Here is an 18,186-nt window from a genome sequence, read left to right as displayed (position 1 = left end):
TCGCTCACGTCTGTCTTCCGATCTCTTCGATCGCAGTATCCGGTTTTCAAGGTTCGCTGCGCTGTCTGCGTCCCGCTCGGTGCGGGGTGCCTCAGCGCGAGAAGAAACTTTACACGGCTCCGCTCCCCTGCAATGCGGGAAAGTGGGGCTTCACATCTTCTACACAATTAATACGAAAGCACCCATTCTTGAACCGTGAAGTCTATGGAATTGTACCGAGCCTTTGCAGACTCCTAACAGGCCTCCCAGTCGAACGGCAACTTTTCTGGGGTAAGCGGTATGCTCATGCTGCAGTTTAAGAGTTCTGGCCTGCTTTTATCTGCTTTCAATCAGCCCGCTGCAAGACTTCGCTCTGTCGCTTGCATGTCACCATCGTCTGTGAGTGGCGGCTCTTTCCTCCTGCCCGCTCGACGTGCCAGCCCTCTTCTCCACATAGACATGCGCCAGGGTGCCGGCATTCAATCTGCCGGCACCCTGGCTCACAAAGGTTCTGTCTGTCTTTATAGGCCTGGCCTACCAGGTCAGCCTCTTCATGGAAGCGCTGATGGCATACTGCCGCAGCCTCGATGTGGCATTGCAGTGCAGATGCTCCGATATCGCTATCGCAAGCCTCAGCAGCCACCATTGGAAATCAGCCTTCATGGCGAGATCCGTCCTTTCCTGCTGCAGCAGAGACCCCTATCTCGAACGGGAAGGTCCCCGCGCGGTTGAACGCCGAGATGAACATGCGTATTGCGTTTGAGGGTGTCGTCCCGATCCGCTCGGTCGCTGCGAAGAAGCTCTCCTTCTCCTCAGGCAGTACCTTCGCGACGATCGGGGTCATCTTTTCTGCCACGCTTCCCCCGTGCTGCGATTCTGGTATGACTTCGTATTCCTTAGTATTACTTCATAGAGAATGATAGCAGACGCCAGATGGGCACCTTCGACAATTTGGAAATATCGGCAGGGCGCAGCAATGCGTGCGCTAGGCTCATACTGTGAGAGAAGCTGAAGAAAGGGAAAGCATGGGAATTCTGGCAAGCATCAAGAAGCTGGTCCATGGACCTGAAGAGGAACCGTTCGCTGTTCCTGAAGGACCCTGTGCCCTCAAGATCCAGGTCATCGACGAGAAATGCGCAGCAAAGATTGCTGGCAGGACCACGCTTCTCGTCTCCACGAAGCCGCAGCGCATGAAGGACACGAAGAAGGGCACGACGATCGACTCCGGCGAATTCCAGGGATTCCCTGCCCGTCTCGGCAAATGCGCCTTCGCAATCGTGCCGACCGAGCCTGTCGCCACCCTGCTCACGAGAGAGCCCTCGCTATCTGTTGTCTGCGAGCGCAGGGGTGATGGGCTCTGCATCCTCGTGCCAGGCAATCCCTGGTTCGAGGCTGCATCCGCCGGCATCGAGAGCCTCCCTGCCGATGTCGATGTCATCCGTGCCTATATTGCAGACAAGGACTGGCAGGGCCTTGGCGGCGGCACGAAGCCGATCGAGCCGCTCGACGTAGAGATCGTAGGCGGCGCACATGATGCGGCAGGCGGCCAGCTCATGAACTTCTATGCCGGAGACCACCTCGTTGCGACGCTTCCGAACAAGAGCTACTCGTTCCAGAAGATCCGGAGGAAATATCCGGACCACCTGCTTGCAGCAACCGCAGAAGAGCTCGAAGAGGACCATCGCGGCTCCCGCTACTGCATCAATGTCTTTGTCTCGTAGCCTGCGCAGTGCAGCCATCTTCCATCTTTTTGCTAGAATGCCTACGTTGCGTAGGCATGCTCCCTTCCAGGAGCCAAGCTACGAGGAGTCTTGCTATGGAGTCCGGAATGCCCGACATGAAGAAGCGCTATATCACTGAAGAGGGCACGATCAGGACGCTCGAAGAGATCATGAGGCTCTGCTCGCAGGCAGGGAATCAGGCTGACGACCCTGCGCTTGCGCTCTGGTGCTTCGGAGCACATCCCGAAGACGGTATCGAGGACCCTGCAATCGACACAGCAGAATTCCGGGCCTGAGATTTCCGGATAGAACGAATGAAGGCCGGCACGCTCGATGCGTACCGGCCTTCTGCATGCCTCTTTGTTCTTGTTTGTTCAGTCAGCAGCCCAGAACGTGGCTCCCGTACCATCGAACGTCAGATGGCGGCCGAGATACAGCTCGGCAAAGGTGCGTGCACGGCCAAGCGACTCCTCTCGGGGAGCCTCTGCGTCGGTGAGCTCCAGACGGAAGGTCTGTCCGCCGCAAGCGTCGTGCATATGCACCGTGACCGGAATGCCAGCTTCGATGAGCGCACGCTTGAGTCCGATGATCTGCTGCATGCCAATAGGACGTACCATGTCTCCCCCAAAAGATCTAGAAGGCGCCTCCGCCTCCGCCACCGCCGAATCCTCCTCCGCCTCCGCCGGAGAAGCCGCCGCCGAACCCGCCGCCCGAGGACTCCATGCTCTTCGCAAGGGCTGCGGTGCTCACTGAGTGGGCCGACTCGACGCTCTTGCCGAAGGCATCCATCGGCGTGCTGTAATGGCCAGGGCCCCAGAATGCATACCAGTACCACGGAGAATACGGGTCTGCCGAAAGCGTCTCATAGAGCTCGGGGGCTGCAACCTTGAGCTGGGCGATGACCTTCTCGGACACGCCGAGCACGACCGCCATCACGAGCAGGCGGTTCCAGAGCACCACATCCTGGGGCACAGCCTCCTTGAGACGGGTGAAATCGAGAAGCCAGCGCCTGAGCGCCTCGAGCTTTGCCTCGACCTCGATGCCTTCCTTCGTCTTGCTGCACATCTTCTGCGGAAGGGAGCCGCAGACCACTGCCGCCGCCACTGCCGCAGCAAGGCCGGCAAACGCCACACCAGCTGTGATCTTCTCAGCAATTCCCAAGAAGATCAGGATGCCAGCAAGGACGATGCTCAGAGCGCAGCAGGCATACGGCACCTTCTTGTTGGGGTTGTCCGCGAGAATGTAGTTCTTCTTGCTGCAGGCACCCGTGACAGCGCCTTCCCATTTCTCGATTGCGTCGCTATAGCGCTCAGGAGCGTCCTTTGCCGCCTTCTCGATCGAAGAGAACCAGAGGCGCGGCTGCCCGGACGGCGCTGTATCCCCATCTGCCATGCCTTCGATCTCGTCGAAGAGCAGCGACAGGGTCCTTGCGTCAATCTCGCCTGCAGCATCTGTGCCGGCAGGTCGCTTTACCAAATCGAGGTAGTAGCGCTCGCGCTTCTTCTTGCCGAGGAAGCCCTTCTTCTCGGGCACGACGCAGCCAAGCTGTACATAGCCCAGATCGCAGAGACGCATGATCGATGCCGGAAGGGCATTTCCGTCCGGCTTGCCGTCTCCCCGAAGCGCATCGAGCACGGCGGGATGGTCATCGGTCGGCACATCGCGGAAATACTCGTCGTCGAACTGGGGGCGATGCTCGCGCTTGTCGCGCAGATAGGCACGAACAGAAAGGGCAATGAAGAGCGCTGCAAGAGCAAGCGAGCCGACGAGCGCGACCGTGCTCATGGTCCGGGCGCGCTCGCGCTTGGCATTGGCCTCGTCTGCCCACGCCTGCTCTTCCGACATGACGGAATCAAGCACCTCGCCGGAGCGCTGCGTTGCGCCCGAGAGCCAGGATTCGGGGAAGACGATGCGCGCTTCTGCATACTCATCGGTGCCGACACCCGGCACCGTATAGACGATGGCCGACCCATCGAAGGCCAGGCTCGCGTCGAGCGGACCGTGGCCCCAGGCACGCACATTCGAGCCTGCCTCGACGCTCTCGCCGGACGGCACCGGCAGATGGACCGTGCAGGTCACATTGTCGGATGCCACATCCCAGCCATCGGAGACGAACTTCCAGTAGAGCTCGCCTACATCCTCGTAGCGCTGCGCAAGGTCGGGATAGGAGTAGACGATGCGGAACGTCGCCGATTCATCCTCATGAGCGGAATAGAGCTTGATCTCGAGATAGGAGCCCTCATCCGTCACATCGAAGCTGCCGTCGATCCCTCCGGCATTGTGGGCGAACTCCGTATAGACGCCGTCCTCGACGATACCGACAGAGGCGATATGCGGTGTCAGCTCTGCCCCCCCATAGGTCCCTTCGGGCAGCTTCCAGTACACGCCGTGGTAGGAGCCATCGAAGTCGAACGTGCGGTCTTCGATGACAGAAAGCGTTCCATCTGACCCGATCGTCGCATCGATCGAGACCTTGTCTATCGAGTAGTCAGCCCAAGCCGTATGGGCAACAGCGAGGCATGCAATGAAGGCGAAGAGGCCGACAAGAAGCTGGCACAAGCCTCGAGGATGCCGTACAGGATGGTCCATGGAGGTCTCCAATCTGGTTAAGCCTGCCTATAGACAAGCTTAGCAAATCTGCCAGGGCCCGACCGTCGCGGCAGATGGTGCCTCATGCCCCGTCATCCACCCCTATCTCGAACGGCACGCCTGAGATATAGAAGATATCTCCCGTGCTGAGAAGCACGCTTCCCTCGATCGGCTTTCCTTCATAGATTGCCGGATTCGTGGCGCCGAGGTCCTGCGCGAGCACGCCGCCCGTCCCAAGCGAAAGGCGCAGGTGGTGGCGGGAGACCGAGCGGATATGGAGGACGATGTCGTTCTCCTGGGCACGCCCGATCGTGACGCCCCTCTCCCCTATGGGCACCGTCGCTTCAAGCTCGCCGACATGCGCCCGTACGAGGTAGGTGAAGGCAGGGCTTGCTGCCTTCTCTTTCTTTGCACTGTGCTGCGAGAGATCGAGCGTATCGTCTGCATCTCCTGCATCGTCCGGAACCGCTTCGGCAGCAGGAGCTGCCGCTTCGATGACACGTTCCTTTGCGGTCTTTTCGCTCTCTTCAGGCGCTGCCGGCTCCGCTTCCTGCACAAGCTCATGGGGAGGGCGCTCTATCGGCTGCGGATGGTCGAAATCATAGAGGCATCCATAGCAGATATGCATGTCCCGGAAGAGCCGCGCACCGCAGCGGGGACATACCTTCGTGAAGCTTGCATCCTGCAGGGCAACTTCCATAACGCTCACTCCTTGTCCTTGCGCGCACAGAGCACGAGCTCCGTCCGCTCGCCTGCCGAAAACCAGAGATCTCGAGATGCCGGCCGCTCGAAGATGGCAAAGCTTCCCGGCACCCGCCACTGCCTCCCCGGAGGAAGGCCGAGGCATACGCCGAGGATGCGTCCTTCGGCATCCGCCGCAGCCACATCGATCGGGTAGCGCATGCCAAAGCTATGGATTGCAGCGCACGGCAGAAGAACCACAGGCACTGCCGTGCACCTGCTCCCCAGAAGTCCCTTGAGGCGTGACCGCGCCGACACGAGCAGCCGGAAATCCCCATAGGGCTCCACGTGGACCAGAGCATCCCTTCTCATCTAGACCGTCCTTCCTGCCTGCCCGGCATCTGCCACGACTTCGCGCACATGCACGAGCTCGAAGTGAGCCTCGGAGTCGATTCCTGCCACGACGAAGTGCCGAGGCCAGGGATGATAGGAAAGCGTGCAGCGAAAGTGCATGAGGTGCGGCTCGCCCAGAAGGGCCAGAGGCGCACTTTCGGCAGCTTCTGCCTCGACCGAAATCTCGATATCGTCTGCATCTTCAAACGCCTTGCGTATGGATGTCTCCGCTGCTGAAACTGCCTCCACGCTCCCATCTTCTGCTCCAGCTGCAGCTGCTTCGGCAAGCACTGCATCCGGAGCGACCCGGTCGAAGAGCACGCAGGCAGAGACATAGCGTGCAAGGTTCCAGAGGATGACAAGAGAGACGAGAATGACCGGCATGAGCGCAGCCAGCTCCACCGCCATCTGTCCCCGCTCCTCTCTGAGCGCGTACATCATGCCGCGCTCCCCAGACCGACCTTGAGAGGCACCGCGGTGCCTCCCGGTACGAGGAGCTCTGCCACCTCGAGGCTATCCTCGCCTGTCAGGTCGGAAGCGATGCCGAGTGCCGAGGCAAGCCGCTCCGGCGCAGACGCATCCTCATCCAGAAGGCTGAGCAGCCGCTCCCTTTCCCCTTCCGTCTCGAGCCCCGCCTGCACAAGCACATGCTTCGTAGTCGTGAGCACAGGGCGGCGCGGCCTCAGGTCTGCCGGCTCGAGGCCGGCTGCGCTCGCACTCGCACGGAGCCTGTCGCGCAGCCAGGCCGCAGCGCTCCCGCCGAAGATGCCGCCAATACCGTCAAAGATCTCATCGGAGACGCTCTCCACGCTCTTCCAGCCTTTTCCATAGCCGGAAAGAATGCTGTTCCAGACCGAGACGATGCCTGCGACAGCAGAATCCGGCTCTCCAAGCTCCTGCTCCCAGGCATGCGCCGAATCCAGAAGGACGCTTTCGTCCTCGGTCTCGACAGGTGCCAGAACGGCAGCAGAGATTGCAGCACCAGGAGAGAGCGTTCTCGGCGCAAGGAAGCTGCCTGAAAGCATCTCTGGCAGAGCTGTCTCTGCAGGTCTCGATACAAGCGCAATCGTGCCCCAGGCACCAGGCGGACAGAATGTGACGTCTGCGCTCTTCAGCACTTCGAGCGCCTCATCGAAGCGTCCCTGCGCCTTGCCTGCCGCTTCATGCGTCTCGGCATCTGCATCCTCCATTGCAGCACGCGCTTTCTGGTAGCGCTTCGAGGCTTCCTCGATGATGCGCCACCAGTGCTCGAAGCCGCTCTTCGTATTCGTCGTCGCCGACGCCACAAGGCCCACCGCTTTCGTATCGAGTCCGCAGACCTCGCAGCGCCTGACCCTGCCCGCTTCGAGATCTGCCAAGGATGCTGTGCCGGATCCGTCTTTGGCTGCAGGGCATCCTGCAAAGGCATGGATTGTCATCCCGTCTGCCCCATCGGACGTCGGCCAGATACGCTCCGTGAAAAGAGCACTCTCGCGCGTCTCGCCTGCCGTATGCGGAAGTGCTGGCAGATCCATATCGACCGTCCCATCAGGCCTTTCCTCGTAATGCCCCGCATTCATCTGCTCTTCTGCAAAGCGGTAGTACGCGCTCCTTATGGCGGAGCGCGCCTCTTCCTCGACGCCTGCATCTTGGGGCACTTCCTCGGCAAGGCGCGCCGCATAGTAGGACCGCGCCCTTGCAAGCGGCGCTCCGAACGTCCAGGAAGCTGGCGAGGGATAGCTCGGATTGAGCGCATCGGGAAGGTCTGCCAGCTTCGCTGCCCGCTCCTTCAGGCAATAGGGCTCCTCTGCGCAGTCAGCCCGCCACGCCTCCTCCTTCGAAGACTCGGCTTCCTTCTGGGCCTCCTCTGACTTCTTCGAAGCATCGGCAAGCGCATCTGTTGCCTCGTCGAGCCCCTCTCCGTCGACCTTCTGGTCCATGCCCGAGAAATCCGACCTGCCCAAGACGGGATAGGGCACGACGATGCCTTCATAGGAGATGCGCTCTGTGCTCTCAGCCGCAATCGTTGCCATCCCTCGCCTGATGATGAGAAGAGGGAGAATCTCCTCGAGACGCGAAAGGCCCGCGGAGGCCGTCTCGACGAGGTGTCCACGCGTCTCCAGGAGCTTCATGCCGGCATCTGCCGAAGCAGCTCCTGCCACCTGCCCTCCAGGCACGGCAGATGCGACCATGCCAGCTGCGACCATGAGCATGCCGGCCGTGCCAAGCGTCTGCGCTGCCGCATCGAGCACCTGGACGCAGGCACTGTAGGCACCAGTCGCCTGGCTTGCGCTCAGGGCAGCCGCATCGGCCACGGCCTGGATGTCGGCACTCCGGGAGAGAGCCCAGCCTGCAGCAGCAAGGCTGAAGACAAGCGAGAAGCTCACGAGCAGGGAGACCGCGACAGCGACCGAGGTATAGCCGCTCTCTTCGTCGATGAAGAGAGACAGGGAAAGGGGCAGCCTGTCCTGTGCTCCGTCATCCAGCATCCCACACCTCGATCCAGTCATCGTATGTGCCTTCAAGCCATGCAGGGCGCAGCTCTTCTTCGACCTGCACCTTGAGGACGATTCCATCTCCGTCAGATCCAAGCGCGGAGGCAGCGATTGTGCTGAGAAGCGGCAGCGGCTTTGCGTGCCCCGCAATCGAGACCGTCACAGCCTGCTCCTCTGCCCCTGCAATCTCGATATCCCAGTCGCCATCAGAGAAGATTGCAATTCCTGGGATGGCCGCAAGCCTGCGGCGGCAGAACTCGTCGAGACGCTCTTCGTCTGCCGTACCGGCAGCAGCGCGTGCCGTCTCTGCCGCTGCCTCCCTCATGACCATCTCCGAATAGGCACAGCAGAGTGGCTGGAGCAGGAGCAGTACCAGAAGCGAGACAGCGGGAAGAAGCGCTGCTGCCTCGACGCTTGCCTGGCCCCGCTCCTCGGCAAGCTCAGAAGAGAAGCAGGTCATCGATTGCGCCCTGCCTGATATCTGCCAGAAGATGCGAGCAGGCTGCAAGGGCGCAGTCGAGAAGGCGCCCTTCGGCCCCCGCCTTCCAGAGCGCACCGAGCGCCACGACCGCGACCAGCGCCGCTCCAAGCAGGAGCGCATATTCGAGCGTCGCCTGTCCTGTCTCCTCCTGCCAGAGCCTCATGAGCCATCCGACCCTTCCACCGCTTCGAGATGGACGACCTCGACCTGCGTCTTGCCCGATCCGGTCTCCTTCAGGATGCAGACATCTGCCCATCCCTGCCCTTCGACGCTGAAGCCCCAGACCTTGCCGAGAAGGTCGAGATACTGCGCTTCGAGCAGCACGCAGTCTCCTCTGTCTTCATAGGACTCCATGAGCTGGGAGGAAGCGGTCTTGAGCGGCTTGTCCACGGTGTAGCTCTCCACCTCATCAGCTGAGATGTCCTCGGAAAACGTCCCTCCTGCATTCGCAAGCAGCTGCGCCGTCTCGGACGAGAGATCCTCCTCGGCGCTTCCGGAAGCTTCCGACCTCTCTGCATCCATCCCTTTGAGGAGAAGGCCGAGAACAAGCACCGCTGCCAGGATGGCCACTGCCAGAAGGAGCTTCCTTCTGCTTTTCATGCCGCTCATAGCGAGTTGATGCCCTGGGCGATGGCATCCCAGAGCGAGCTCAGCTTGTCGCGGAATGCGAGGATTGCGACAATCGCGATCACGACAATGACGCCGACAAGGATTGCGTACTCTGTCGTTCCCTGCCCCGTCTCCTCGCGGCGGAGCGTATGTGCCGCCTCAGCAAGCGCTCTATATGCTTTCATGGATCCACCTTTCTCATATGAGCTGTGCCTGCGACCCCAGGAGGGGGCCGAGTATTGCCAGAAGCATTGCAGGCACGACGAGCGTGCCCAGAGGGATGAGCATCTTGATCGGGACCTTCTCGATCCTCTCCTCGGCCGCAAGGCGCTCTTCATCCCTCAGGAGCTTTCCCTGCGCTTCAAGGACCGAAGCCAAGGGAGACCCGAACGCAAGCGCCTCTTCCACAGCCGATGCGAAGCGCCCGAAGGCAGGGCTTCCCATTTCCTCCGCCAAGCTCTCCAGTGCCGTCGAACGCTTCTCGAGGCCGCTCCTCCAGGAGAAGAGGGCAGATCTGAGCGCGTGGGAAAGCTCGCTGTCCTGGCGCTCACAGAAGAGCTCGACCGACGCATCGAACGAAAGCCCTGCCGAGAGGCCGAGCGAGAGGATATCGAGAAGCCCTGGAAGCTCTTCAAGACAGCGTCTCTGCCATCCCCGGCGCTGATGTCTCGAGCCTGCTGGCAGCTTCGGCACGTCGAAGCTGAGGTGCCGGTGCGCTGCCGTCTTTTTCCCCAGGAAGATGAAGGCTGCGAGGAACGCAAGGCCGCTCTCGGCTCCTGTCAGTGCATATGCCCACCCATCCATCTAGAGCACCCCTTCGGCAAGACGCCTGATGATGAGGATAGCGACAGCATCGAGCGCCCCCGCCAGAAGAAGCGAGAGCGTGCCCGCCTCTGTTGCCATCCCCACTCTGAAGTCAGGCGATATGAAGGCAAGGAGCGAGACGATTGCCACCGGAAGCGTGCAGACGACCTGGACCGAGAGGCGTACCTGTGCTGTCTTTGCTGAGAGCTCGCGCCTGAGCTCTCCCTGCTGCTCCACATAGGAAGCGCTTGCCGCGAAGAGCTCCTTGAGCGGGCTTCCCGTGCGCTGCGCAATCTCGAGCGCGCTCACCATGAGCGCCATGCCCGGTCCTCTGACCTCGCGCTCGACAGATCCGAGCGCCTCTGCAACCGATGCGCCTGCCTGCATCTCGAGCGTCGCCTCGGCAAAGCTTCTGCCGACCGGCCCCGCATGCGTGATACCGACATACTCCATCGCCTGCCTGAGCGTCTGTCCAGCCTCGAGGCCAAGCGCAAGCGTGCGGAACACCTCGGGAATCTCCTGCTCTGTCGCATCGCGCCGCTCCCTTCTGTAGCGCAGGGCAAGGCCAGCCGCAGACGCCCCCAGCGCAGCAGGCAGGATGAGCCCTCCCAGAAGGGAGCGGGAAAGGAGCATGCCCAGAGGGACAGAGAGCATCCCCATGAGCAGCATGAAGCCGCCCGGCGCCGCAAGCTGGAAGCGCTCTGCCAGATACCTTTCAGCATCGCGCCACAGCGCATGCTCCTCGAGCCTTCGCGCACCGTCTGTGCCTTCGAGAGCTTGTGCCGCATGGAGAAGCCCCCGCCGGACGGATGCCTCGAGCTGGGGCGTTGCAGACATGAAGGCAGCCGCCCCTGCAAGCGCTGCCGTGCTCAGGCAGAGCAGGAAGACATCCATGCGAGCACCTCGCTCTCCGAAAGAAGCCCGTCTGCCATCGCACGTTCGACGAAGGACGGCAGCTGGACCAAAGTCCAGCTCCGTGCCTGACGGTCGAACGATATGCACTCTGCAAGGGCGACCGTGCCATCGGGGGCACGGTCCACCTGATGGAGCGATGTGATATAGCGTCCACCGTCAGGGAAGCGGGCGCTCATCACGACAAGGTCGAGCGCTGTCGCCACCTGCTCCTCGATGAGATGGGCCGGAAGGTCCATGCCATAGCGGGCCATGAGGACAAGGCGAAGTATTGCCTCGTCAGCCGTTCCTGCATGCAGGGTCGTAAGCGATCCGTCGTGTCCTGTGTTCATCGCCTGGAGCATATCGATGCACTCCGACCCTCTGACCTCGCCCACGATGATGCGGTCAGGCCTCATGCGCAGCGCGTTCTTCACGAGGTCGCGGATCGTGACCTCTCCCGATCCCTCGATCGAGGCCTCGCGCGCCTCGAGGCGCACGAGGTTGAGTCCGGGCTCGAAGCGCAGCTCGCAGGAATCCTCGATCGTGACAATGCGCTCGTCTTTGCCGATCTCATGCGAGAGGGCATTGAGGAGCGTCGTCTTGCCGGAGCCGGTGCCTCCTGCCACCGCGATATCGCAGCGCTCCTTCACGGCCCAGGCAAGAAGCTGCGCATACCAGGCAGGAAGGGAGCCAAGCGACACAAGCTCCTGGAGCGAGACGAGCGCATCCGAGAACTTCCTGATCGTCACGGCTGTGCCATCAGGCGCCAGGGCAGACGAGACGGCATTGACGCGGTAGCCATTCGAAAGGCGCGCATTCACGATCGGGCTTCTCTCATCGAGGCGGCGGCCCAGAGGGGCAAGGATGCGGTCGATGACCATGAGGATCTGCTCATCGTTCTCGAAGACGCGCTCTGCCTTGTGGAGCCTGCCTCCTTCCTCATAGAAGAGCGCTCCTGCTCCGTTCACCATGATTTCCGTCACGCGGTCGTCGTCCAGAAGCGGCTGCAGAGGTCCCAGCCCGCAGATCTCATCCACGACCTGGCTGGCCAGGACATGGCGCTCTTCCGGCGTCAGGTCATCGTAGCCGCCGCCATTGCAGAGCGCCTCGAGCGCCACCGAGAGCTCGGTCCGTGCCTGGGCGACATCCCCCTGCGTTGCAAGCGAGGCAACCGTCTGGAGCCCGAGCCTTGTCACGAGGTCGCGCTTGAGCCGCTTTCTCGCTTCTTCATCCAGCCCATGGCGGGAAGGCGCGCCTTCGAGACGGGCACGTTCCTGCACCCTCGCAAGCAGGCTCATCTACATGGCCTCCTTCCTGCGGCTGAAGAATCCCCGGCGCTGTCCATGCTCATGCACCTCGAGCGCGCGGCGGGCATCGTTGCAGTCGGGAAGCCTTCCGAGCTCCTGGAGGATCTGTGCCAGGCAGGTGGCAACAGAGCGCGAAAGCTCTGAGTCCTGCGCGCTCAGCTCCACGACATGTCCTGCCATGAGGAGCTCGTCCGTCTCTTCCCCGCCATCCATGACACGGAAGGTACGGGCAGCTTCGAGGCCGACATCGGCCCGGTCGATGAAGGCTTCCTGCGTCTTCTTCGGATTCGAGAGATTGACGATGCGGACGATGCGGGTCCTTGCAACACCGAGACGCACAGCCAGGGCGCCGACACGCGATAGGGACGATGCCGCCCCTCCGCTCTCAGGGCAGACCAGCAGCAGACGGTCGCACATCTGCGCTGCCTGCGCGACTGCATCGGTCCAGGCTGTCGGGCAGTCGACAATCACGAGATCCGACTGGCGGCAGACAAGCTCGAGCAGGTTTCCTGCCTGAGGTGCTACAAGCTCGGCATTCTCCGGACGAAGGCAGGAACCCCAGAGCGAGACACCGTCTGTGGCAATCTTGCCCTGGGCAGCAAGCGTCTTTGCATCAGCCTGCATATCGAGGTTCTGGTCGAGTGCCGCAGGGCCCGGAAGGCCGAAGCATGCGTACGCATTGCCGCAGGCAAGATCGAAATCCATGAGGGAGACCTTGAGGCCCCAGCGTGCTGCCGTTGCTGCCATGAGGCAGGAAAGCGCTGTCTTGCCGACGCCTCCCCTGCCTGATGCGACACAGAGGACAGGACAGGGATTCGGGCCATGCACGATGCTGGAATCGATGCGCGGAAGCTCCTGGTCCATCCGGTTGCGCTCAGGCCTCGATGGCCTGGAGGCACCACGCGGGGCCGCCGCTGCAGGGATGCTTTCCACTTCGTCGAGATCTTCCGCCTCTGGCGCTGCAGCAGAGGAAGCGCCCTTCTCGGCTCTCTGCCTGCACTCGTGCCGTGCGGATGCCCTGCTTCTCGCTCCTTCCGCATCCAGCGCTTTCTGCTGCGCCTCTTCTGGCTGGACATCAAGCGCAATGACACGGGAGATGCCCGCCTGGGCTGCACGCGAGCGGAGCGACCCCGAAGGCCGAGGCTGCGCAAGCAGGACGATTGTGGCATGGGCATCCTGTGCTATTGCGGCTGCAAGATTGATGGGTGCCTGGGCACCGCGTACGGGACCGACAGCCGCTGCATACTGGCCAGGCATCCCGTGCGCGAGCGTCTCGCGCATCTCTTCAGGAGAGAAAGCCCAGGATATGCTCGAGCCGGGATATTCGGCTCCGATCTTCGCCTCCAGCTCGCCCCGATAGGACTTCCGTGCAAAGGCAAGCCACTTCATGAATGATTCCCTTCTTCTGCCGTCGTAGGAACAGAGCTCGGTGCCGTCGTGAGCACCGTGCCCGTCGCGCTCACATCGGATGCCGGAACTGCGAGGCGCAGGTCTCCCTGGGCACCTGCCGCAAGCACATCTGCCACCTGGCTCGGAGCCACGGCAAGCGTGACCGACTGCGTGCCGAGCTGGGACTGCTGCTCCGGTACCGAGAGGAGCTCGACATCATCCGAGATCAGCGTGGCAGTGCAATCAGACATGCGATAGGCAAGAAGCCTCGAGCCGGCCTTGGCCTCTGCCGGAAGGCCGACCTTGTCCGAAAGCGCGAGGCTCAGCGCCACATGGCCTGAGGGGACATCTGCAGCGTCTGCTCCCTGAGCGAACTGGAGGCTGCAGAGCGGCGTGCCTTTCGGCACGGCACTTGTGACCTTCCTGCCTATGCAGTCATCCATGTCGGTCATGGCAACAGCAGGAGCAAGGTCCGAGAGCCATTCCTTCACGGCAAGGTCTTCCTTCGTGACCGTCTCTCCGGCAGCAAGATCCTTCGTCGCAACGACGAGCTTCACGGTCTCCCCGCCATAGCGCTCGAGCGCCTCGGCACGTTCCTGCTCGGTCTGTGCCTGCACATGCTGGGCATAGACCGCACACAGGAGCGCTGCCAGAAGCGCGCAGGCTGCAGCAAAGACGATTCTGAAGCGCATCGACATTGATCCTCCCGGCATGTGGCTGATGTGGTCTCAAACCTACGCCGGTACCCTATCTGACAAGGGAAAGCAGAGCCATTCAGGCGTCGCCGGGCAGCCACAAAGCTCGCAGCCATCTTCCACAAGGAAGCGTTTTCCAAGGCAGGGCGTCTGACAGAAGGAGGCACTGTCTCAGGCCTTCCGACCTCTCTCCTCATTGCCACTGCAACCCTGAAAGCCAGGATGGCTGGACATAGAGAAGCGGACGCTCCCTTTCGGGAACGTCCGCAGCTTCAATGTGTCTTGCTTTCTCAGAGCACGATATCGGGATCGAGCGTCTCCGCGCTCCGGCGCATTTCCTGGGCAAGCGCCACATAGGCGTCGTAGCGCTCCTGGCAGAAGGCACCTTCTGCCAGGGCCTCGCGCACAGCGCAGCCCGGCTCATGCGTATGCGTGCAGTCACGGAAGCGGCATGAACGGGCCGCATCGGCAATCTCTGGAAAGACCTTAGCCAGGCCCCTTTCATGGCCGACAAGCGGCAGGCTCCTGATGCCCGGCATATCGACAATCGTGCCGCCAGAGGGGATGGCAACCATGCGGCGGGAGACCGTGGTATGCCGTCCGGCATCGTCCGAGCTTCTCACGGCACCTGTCTTCAGGAGATTGCGTCCCAGAAGGGCATTGAGCAGGGTCGACTTGCCGGCACCCGACTCGCCGAGGATACAGGCGACCGTACCGGGAGAGACAAGCGAAAGGATGCCTTCCTCTCCCCAGCCAGCACCTTTGGCGCGGGCGCACGCTGCCAGCTCCGACGAATCCTTTTCGCCGAGAGCGCAGGCGACGATCGGCACCTTCTCGCCGAGCACCTGGCGCACGCGGTCGATATCTTCTGCAAGGCGTGCGTCCCCTCCTGCCCTGTCAGCCTTCGTGAGGACGCAGGCCACCTGGGCCCCGCAGTCCCGCACGACAACAGCCGAGCGCACAAGGCGGTCGCATATCACCGGCTCGGGACCGAGTGCCTGGGCCACGAGCACGAGCCCGACATTGGCGGCAAGCGTCTGCTTCTCGCCACGCGCGCCTCCCCGCCAGCGCTCGAGCGCGCTCCTGCGTGGCAGGATCTCCTCGAGGAGCACTCCGTCATGTCCTTCGGGACATCTCACACAGACCCAGTCACCGACCGCAGCCTTGCTGAAGCGCTCCTTCGTGATTCCTGCCGCAAACTCGGCGCGGGCAAGGCGCCTCTCGGTGAGGACGGCCGGAAAGCCGCGATCGAGACGCACGACACAGCCGAGCTCGTACTCGGCCGGATCCGCCACTTCTTCGGCAGCAAGGCGTCTGCTTGCCTCCGCAAAGGCAGATCTCTGCTCCTCCGTCGCTTCGAGGCTCTCGAAGGCAGGGATGCCCTCGAGAGAAGAAAGGGCCGGCAGGGCCGCTTGGGCCCTGCCGGCACTCTGTGAATGCTTATGCCTGTTCTGCACGCGCTTCTTCACGTCAGTCCCTGCTCTTCTCCACTGCACGCATGATGGCCTTGTAGATCTCCACGAGCGGGATGATGGCCGCTGCGAGGAGCATGGCAATACCGTACTCCTGCACGCTGATCTCTGCAAAGTCGAAGGCGACGGAGAGAGGAGTTTCGATGACAACGAAGGTAAGGACAAGGGAGGCTGCGAAGGAAAGCCACAGCCACTTGTTCTGGGTCGGGAGCTTGAAGACAGACTGGCGACGGCTCCTCATGTTGAAGGAGTGGAACATCTCGACCATGGAAAGCGTCAGGAATGCCATCGTCATTCCATCGAGGCCCTTGTCGGCGCCGGAAAGCACGTCAGCAAGAGGCACGTTCTCAAGCGAAAGGCCGACGAAGTAGGAGATGAGGGTAAGGATAGCGATCATTGCGCCCTGGACGAGGCAGTCGAGGCCCATGCCATTGGCGAAGATGCCATCCGTGGCCTTTCTCGGCTCACGCTGCATGATGTCAGGCTCTGCCTCTTCCATAGCCATGGCCAGTGCCGGGAAGCAGTCGGTGATGAGGTTGAGCCACAGAAGGTGCGTCGGCTCAAGGATCGTGAAGCCGATGAGCGAGGCAACGAAGACCGAGATGACCTCGGCGAGGTTCGAGGACAGCAGGAATGCAATCGACTTCCTGATGTTGTCGTAGATGCGCCTGCCCTCTTCGCAGGCGGAGATGATCGTTGCGAAGTTGTCGTCTGCAAGGACCATGTCTGCGACGTTCTTCGTGACGTCCGTGCCGGTGATGCCCATGCCGACACCGATGTCGGCACGCTTGATGGAAGGAGCGTCGTTCACGCCGTCGCCGGTCATTGCGACGACCATGCCCTTCTTCTTCCAGGTATCGACGATGCGGGTCTTGTGCTCAGGCTGGACGCGAGCATAGACGCGGTAGTTCTCGATCTTGTCCGCAAACTCCTCGTCCGACATCTTGTCGAGCTCGGCGCCGGTGATGGCCTGGGAGCGGTCGACGATGATGCCGAGCTCCTTCGCGATTGCGACAGCGGTATCGATGTGGTCGCCCGTGATCATGATGACGCGCATGCCAGCGGAGTGGGCCTCGGACACGGCCTGCTTGACCTCAGGACGGACCGGGTCGATCATGCCGCAGAGGCCGAGGAACGTCATGTCGTGCTCGAGAGCATCGGCAGAGAAGTCAGACGGCTTCTCCTTGCCGTAGTTCACGCGGGCTGCCGCCATGACACGCAGAGCATCGTCTGCCATCGACTTGTTGGCATCCTGGATGCGCTTGCGCCATTCGTCCGTCATGGGCACATCGCCCTGGGCCGTGTGGATCTTCGTGCAGCGGGAAAGGATTACGTCGGGAGCGCCCTTCGTGTGCTGGATGTAGTTGCCATCCGGCGCCTGGTTCACGACAGACATCATCTTGCGGCCGGAATCGAACGGCGCCTCGCCGACACGCGGGTTCGCATCATCGAGATCGCCTGTCGTGAAGCCGAGCTTTGCGGCATCGGCGACAAGGGCGGCCTCTGTCGGCTCGCCGACAGCCTTGTTCTGGGCGGCATCCCACTTGGCATCGGAGCACAGTGCCATGCAGCGCACGAGACGGTACTGGTCCTCGGTGAAGTGGCGGACGACCGTCATCTTGTTCTGCGTGAGCGTGCCGGTCTTGTCGGAGCAGATGATCTGCGTGCAGCCAAGCGTCTCGACTGCAGAGAGCTTGCGGATGATCGCATTGTGCTGGCTCATCTTCGTGACGCCGATCGAGAGCACGATCGTGACGACGGCGGCAAGGCCCTCAGGAATGGCAGCAACAGCGAGAGAGACAGCGACCATGAAGGTGTTGAGCACGAGCGACGTATCGCTGAAGAAGCCCATGCCGTGCTTCAGCCACGTGACGACGAAGACGAGGGCGCAGATCACGATGCAGATGACAGAAAGGATCTTGGAGAGCTCGTCGAGCTTCTTCTGGAGCGGCGTCTCCTCGTCCTCTGCCTGGGTCAGAGCGTCGGCAATCTTGCCCATCTCCGTGTTCATGCCGGTTGCGACGACGACAGCACGTCCACGGCCATAGACGACGGTCGAGCCCATGTAGCACATGTTCTTGCGGTCGCCGAGAGGGATGTCCTCTGCACCTGCGACGAGCTCGAGCTCCGCCTCGATCTTGTTCGCAGGCACGGACTCGCCGGTAAGCGCTGCCTCCTCGATCTTCATCGAGGCGCTCTCTATGATGCGGCAGTCTGCCGGAACAGAGTCTCCTGCCTCGAGCACGACGATATCGCCGACGACAAGCTCAGAGGACGGCACTGTGACAACCTGACCATCGCGGATGACCTTGGACTGTGCGGCGCTCATCTCCTGGAGGGCAGCAAGCGCCTCTTCAGCCTTCGACTCCTGCACGACGCCGAGGACAGCGTTCACGACGACAACGAAGCAGATGATGATGACATCTGCGAAGTCGGCATCGCCCTGTGCCATGCCGGTAAGGGCACTGATGACTGCAGCCACGATCAGCATGATGATCATGGGATCGGCCATCTGCGCGAAGAACCGCTTCCACAGCGGATCCTTCTTCGCTTCCTTGAGCTTGTTCAGCCCATCCCGCTCGAGACGCTTCTTCGCCTCGGCAGACGAGAGGCCATAGGTGCCGTCGGACTTGACGTCTTCGACAACCTTGACAGAGTCTTGCAGATACTCTTTCAAAGTTCCCTCCTGGGTTCTTGG

The 18,186-nt window shown here is 61.8% G+C and carries 21 protein-coding genes; 2 read left to right on the top strand and 19 right to left on the bottom strand.

Going from position 1 to position 18,186, the window contains the following annotated elements; translation table 11 throughout:
* Window positions 1-513: 513 nt before the first annotated feature.
* Window positions 514-642, bottom strand: a complete 129-nt coding sequence (locus VXJ24_RS07120; protein WP_330972236.1) for a hypothetical protein — start codon at window positions 640-642, stop codon at window positions 514-516.
* Window positions 632-835 carry a type II toxin-antitoxin system RelB/DinJ family antitoxin gene (locus VXJ24_RS07115; RefSeq protein WP_330972235.1) on the bottom strand — a complete coding sequence of 68 codons (204 nt, stop codon included), beginning with the start codon at window positions 833-835 and terminating at the stop codon, window positions 632-634. The genes VXJ24_RS07120 and VXJ24_RS07115 overlap by 11 nt, the downstream gene beginning before the upstream one ends.
* A 169-nt stretch (window positions 836-1,004) precedes the next feature.
* Here VXJ24_RS07115 and VXJ24_RS07110 point away from each other — a divergent pair, with 169 nt between their 5' ends.
* Both VXJ24_RS07110 and VXJ24_RS07105 read left to right on the top strand, forming a co-directional pair.
* The gene (locus VXJ24_RS07110) at window positions 1,005-1,700 is read left to right on the top strand and encodes a hypothetical protein (RefSeq protein ID WP_330972234.1); all 696 of its coding nucleotides are present in this window, start codon (window positions 1,005-1,007) and stop codon (window positions 1,698-1,700) included.
* A gap of 116 nt (window positions 1,701-1,816) precedes the next feature.
* Window positions 1,817-1,996 (top strand): hypothetical protein, encoded by a 180-nt coding sequence (locus VXJ24_RS07105; RefSeq protein ID WP_330972233.1) that lies wholly within the window; start codon window positions 1,817-1,819, stop codon window positions 1,994-1,996.
* 78 nt (window positions 1,997-2,074) lie between these two features.
* Here the strand turns inward: VXJ24_RS07105 and VXJ24_RS07100 are convergent, their stop codons facing one another.
* From VXJ24_RS07100 to VXJ24_RS07020, 17 genes are all read right to left on the bottom strand, one after another.
* Window positions 2,075-2,317 (bottom strand): RDAC family protein, encoded by a 243-nt coding sequence (locus VXJ24_RS07100; RefSeq protein ID WP_330972232.1) that lies wholly within the window; start codon window positions 2,315-2,317, stop codon window positions 2,075-2,077.
* Window positions 2,318-2,333: 16 nt separating this feature from the next.
* Window positions 2,334-4,289, bottom strand: a complete 1,956-nt coding sequence (locus VXJ24_RS07095) for a DUF2207 domain-containing protein (RefSeq protein WP_330972231.1) — start codon at window positions 4,287-4,289, stop codon at window positions 2,334-2,336.
* 82 nt (window positions 4,290-4,371) lie between these two features.
* Complete coding sequence (locus VXJ24_RS07090) at window positions 4,372-4,989, bottom strand: FHA domain-containing protein (RefSeq protein ID WP_330972238.1); 618 nt, start codon at window positions 4,987-4,989, stop codon at window positions 4,372-4,374.
* Between the two features lie 5 nt (window positions 4,990-4,994).
* Window positions 4,995-5,342 carry a DUF192 domain-containing protein gene (locus tag VXJ24_RS07085; RefSeq protein ID WP_330972230.1) on the bottom strand — a complete coding sequence of 116 codons (348 nt, stop codon included), beginning with the start codon at window positions 5,340-5,342 and terminating at the stop codon, window positions 4,995-4,997.
* Window positions 5,343-5,804 (bottom strand): hypothetical protein, encoded by a 462-nt coding sequence (locus VXJ24_RS07080; protein WP_330972229.1) that lies wholly within the window; start codon window positions 5,802-5,804, stop codon window positions 5,343-5,345.
* Complete coding sequence (locus VXJ24_RS07075) at window positions 5,801-7,831, bottom strand: hypothetical protein (RefSeq protein ID WP_330972228.1); 2,031 nt, start codon at window positions 7,829-7,831, stop codon at window positions 5,801-5,803. Before VXJ24_RS07075 ends, VXJ24_RS07080 begins: the two co-directional genes overlap by 4 nt.
* Window positions 7,821-8,297 carry a pilus assembly protein gene (locus tag VXJ24_RS07070; protein WP_330972227.1) on the bottom strand — a complete coding sequence of 159 codons (477 nt, stop codon included), beginning with the start codon at window positions 8,295-8,297 and terminating at the stop codon, window positions 7,821-7,823. The genes VXJ24_RS07075 and VXJ24_RS07070 overlap by 11 nt, the downstream gene beginning before the upstream one ends.
* Complete coding sequence (locus VXJ24_RS07065) at window positions 8,278-8,481, bottom strand: hypothetical protein (protein WP_330972226.1); 204 nt, start codon at window positions 8,479-8,481, stop codon at window positions 8,278-8,280. The genes VXJ24_RS07070 and VXJ24_RS07065 overlap by 20 nt, the downstream gene beginning before the upstream one ends.
* Window positions 8,478-8,918, bottom strand: coding sequence for a hypothetical protein (locus VXJ24_RS07060; protein ID WP_330972225.1), 441 nt, complete (start codon window positions 8,916-8,918; stop codon window positions 8,478-8,480). The genes VXJ24_RS07065 and VXJ24_RS07060 overlap by 4 nt, the downstream gene beginning before the upstream one ends.
* A gap of 5 nt (window positions 8,919-8,923) precedes the next feature.
* Window positions 8,924-9,112, bottom strand: coding sequence for a hypothetical protein (locus VXJ24_RS07055; RefSeq protein WP_330972224.1), 189 nt, complete (start codon window positions 9,110-9,112; stop codon window positions 8,924-8,926).
* Between the two features lie 13 nt (window positions 9,113-9,125).
* Entirely contained in the window at window positions 9,126-9,731 is a 606-nt protein-coding gene (locus tag VXJ24_RS07050) for a type II secretion system F family protein (RefSeq protein WP_330972223.1), read from the bottom strand.
* Complete coding sequence (locus VXJ24_RS07045) at window positions 9,732-10,625, bottom strand: type II secretion system F family protein (protein WP_330972222.1); 894 nt, start codon at window positions 10,623-10,625, stop codon at window positions 9,732-9,734. It lies immediately after the preceding gene.
* Complete coding sequence (locus VXJ24_RS07040; protein ID WP_330972221.1) at window positions 10,601-11,923, bottom strand: TadA family conjugal transfer-associated ATPase; 1,323 nt, start codon at window positions 11,921-11,923, stop codon at window positions 10,601-10,603. Before VXJ24_RS07040 ends, VXJ24_RS07045 begins: the two co-directional genes overlap by 25 nt.
* Window positions 11,924-13,321, bottom strand: a complete 1,398-nt coding sequence (locus VXJ24_RS07035; RefSeq protein WP_330972220.1) for a CpaE/TadZ family protein — start codon at window positions 13,319-13,321, stop codon at window positions 11,924-11,926.
* Window positions 13,318-14,013: a Flp pilus assembly protein CpaB gene (cpaB, locus tag VXJ24_RS07030; RefSeq protein ID WP_330972219.1), complete on the bottom strand. Its 696-nt coding sequence runs from the start codon at window positions 14,011-14,013 to the stop codon at window positions 13,318-13,320. The genes VXJ24_RS07035 and cpaB overlap by 4 nt, the downstream gene beginning before the upstream one ends.
* 293 nt (window positions 14,014-14,306) lie before the next feature.
* Complete coding sequence (gene rsgA, locus VXJ24_RS07025; protein WP_330972218.1) at window positions 14,307-15,485, bottom strand: ribosome small subunit-dependent GTPase A; 1,179 nt, start codon at window positions 15,483-15,485, stop codon at window positions 14,307-14,309.
* 1 nt (window position 15,486) lies between these two features.
* On the bottom strand, window positions 15,487-18,165 hold the full coding sequence (locus VXJ24_RS07020) for a calcium-translocating P-type ATPase, PMCA-type (protein ID WP_330972217.1): 2,679 nt from the start codon (window positions 18,163-18,165) through the stop codon (window positions 15,487-15,489).
* Between the last annotated feature and the right edge of the window lie 21 nt (window positions 18,166-18,186).

The sequence above is a fragment of the Olsenella kribbiana genome (genome assembly GCF_036408795.1).
Classification (GTDB): Bacteria; Actinomycetota; Coriobacteriia; order Coriobacteriales; family Atopobiaceae; genus Olsenella_L; species Olsenella_L kribbiana.
The sequence above is the reverse complement of the archived record's forward strand: the minus strand, read 5'-3'. Positions and strand labels throughout refer to the sequence as shown.